This is a genomic window from Desulfobacter curvatus DSM 3379, from assembly GCF_000373985.1.
In the GTDB taxonomy this organism is placed as follows: domain Bacteria; phylum Desulfobacterota; class Desulfobacteria; order Desulfobacterales; family Desulfobacteraceae; genus Desulfobacter; species Desulfobacter curvatus.
Genome location: NZ_KB892999.1, coordinates 1 through 2,229, shown reverse-complemented (window position 1 = coordinate 2,229; position 2,229 = coordinate 1). Strand labels below are relative to the sequence as shown.

2 protein-coding genes are annotated in these 2,229 nt (G+C 36.8%); both read right to left on the bottom strand.

What is annotated here, in order from left to right; translation table 11 throughout:
* Positions 1-96 precede the first annotated feature (96 nt).
* Positions 97-588, bottom strand: coding sequence for a hypothetical protein (locus tag B147_RS0107970; RefSeq protein WP_020586685.1), 492 nt, complete (start codon positions 586-588; stop codon positions 97-99).
* Between the two features lie 112 nt (positions 589-700).
* Positions 701-1,444, bottom strand: coding sequence for a hypothetical protein (locus tag B147_RS0107965; protein ID WP_157237821.1), 744 nt, complete (start codon positions 1,442-1,444; stop codon positions 701-703).
* Positions 1,445-2,229: the final 785 nt, after the last annotated feature.

The following is a 2,229-nucleotide window of genomic DNA, read 5'->3' as shown; positions in this document are numbered from 1 at the left end:
GATTCATAAAATCAGCCGAACCGCCCTGGTACGAGATCCGTATGCCGGGTGGTGTGGGAGGGCTCCTCAGTGATGGGGAGTCCTATCCCGATTCGGTTAATTTGGCATTTCATGAATCTTTATTTCAGGGAAAAATCCAAAGCCATATAAAAGCATTGAGACACCTGCTATCAATAATGCAAAAAATATCACCAAATGGATTATTTGATAAGTCTTATGCGAACTTTTCGGAAAAAGAAATGTCAGCCAAGTTTTCTGATGTTCAACCGGGGTTTGTTCCAAAAGATTACGAAGTTTTGTATCAATTCCAGAGTACCAGCTTGCCTGATTTCCGATAAATCCGGCATGCAAATAATTCATGATAGCCAAAAGAAGAACTGGAAGACATGCAGTGCCGATGGAGGCGCGACTCACGCCAAGGGCCTTGATCCAGAAATAACAGAAACCAAGAACAGCTCCATCGACCAAATATATTAGCTTTGTTGCCGCCTGCAAGTGTTGAAGAGTCTGCTCTAACCGTTTATGCCAATACTCTACGCGTAATTTCATACGTTCGTTGTCTTGTTCTTGTATGTTTAAATCTGCCACCTTTCTATCCTTTTAAAACCGAACGGGGAGCTCCCCCCGGTCGGCTGCAGCGTTTTGTTAGCTCTTGTTGTTTGATAATTTATAGTGGTTGCATTGATACTCATCGATATAATCATTGTAGCGCAAGATAGCTTGCTACTGTTACAAGGCCAGAGGCGATAGTAAAAATTGACAAAAATATATTTTTAATGGAATGCCAATTGGCTGAGTCTATTTTTTCCATAATCTTTGCTGTCGCACACAAAACTCTTCTATTATATAGAAGTACCATTGAAATAATTAATAAGAGAGAAGGTAGACATACTGAAAAACAAGGAGGTAACATTATAAGCCTGACATATAATGGCACCTCTACTAAGAGATTAGTGGTTATTGGGCCAGTTGGCATTCCCAGAAATACAAGGAAAGAACTCATTACCAGCTTAGGTCCTATGTCAAATGGCAATAGCTTTTTTATTGAAATGAAACCACAGGATACAACAAGTATTATTGGTAAGCAATAATACAGAAAACATAAAATGAATGTGTCAACTAATATAAATTTATAGCTACTATTTTTAATAGCTTTTTTGTAAAAATACTTTGTGATTTTATATGATAAAAATTCCAATCCAACGGTTATAGGAATTAAAAACATAAGTATAAATAAAAACTGAAAACTTCCATGAATGCTAATACCAAAAATCTCCTCTTCCTGAGAGAATCTACCCAATAATAATAAGCCAACTACAAATCCAAAATTAAGTATAAATGCGATTGAAAAAAGTTTTTTTATAGACACATTGCCATTTTTTGCCCCATTAAGTTCATTTTTTTCATATACTGCACTAATAATTAAATAGGTAGTTTTTAACACTTTACTTTTGCTAAAAAACTGTTGGTGATCCAGAGATTCAATCCATACTCGACAAACTAAATTTCTAAACCTTTTATTTAGGCATAATGTGGCAATAATATATCCAGCAATTGATAAAATTGCACTTATTGATGCTATATTACATAAATAGTACATTGTTTTGATGAGCTAACGCCCTTGTTAACTGGCGCGTAGGTTGGCTTTGTTTTTGCGCCTTTTCTTTTGCAAAAACAATGACAACCGTTATGCGTCCAGTTGAACAGCTTGTTAGCTGGTTGTGACATGTTTGCTTGTTGCCTACATATCTCGTTAAGCTCATATTGGTTTTAACTTGAAACGATAAACCAACTCATTTAATACAGTAACTTAGCAATCTGTAGCCCAATTGCAAACGGAAAAACTCAATTCTTCAACACAACTCGCAGGGTAAATTGATCTAACCCGTTTAGCAAAATTTGAGGCGTTGGAATTGCCCCTTTTCAAACAAAAACTCACCTTTGCCAGTTTCAATTATCAATGCAAACTGCGATCAGATAGCAACCAACTAATGCCAAAATAAAACCCAAATTTTAAGAATAAAAAGTTGGGAGCAACAGCTAACGCCCTTGTTAACTGGCGCGTAGGTTGGCTTTGTTTTTGCGCCTTTTCTTTTGCAAAAACAATGACAACCGTTATGCGTCCGGTTGAACAGCTTGTGTGTGCCGGGCACGGCACATGTTCTTAAAAGTGAGTCAAATGTATAGAATTCCAATACATTTGGCAAGTCTTAGACCCAGCCTGATGGA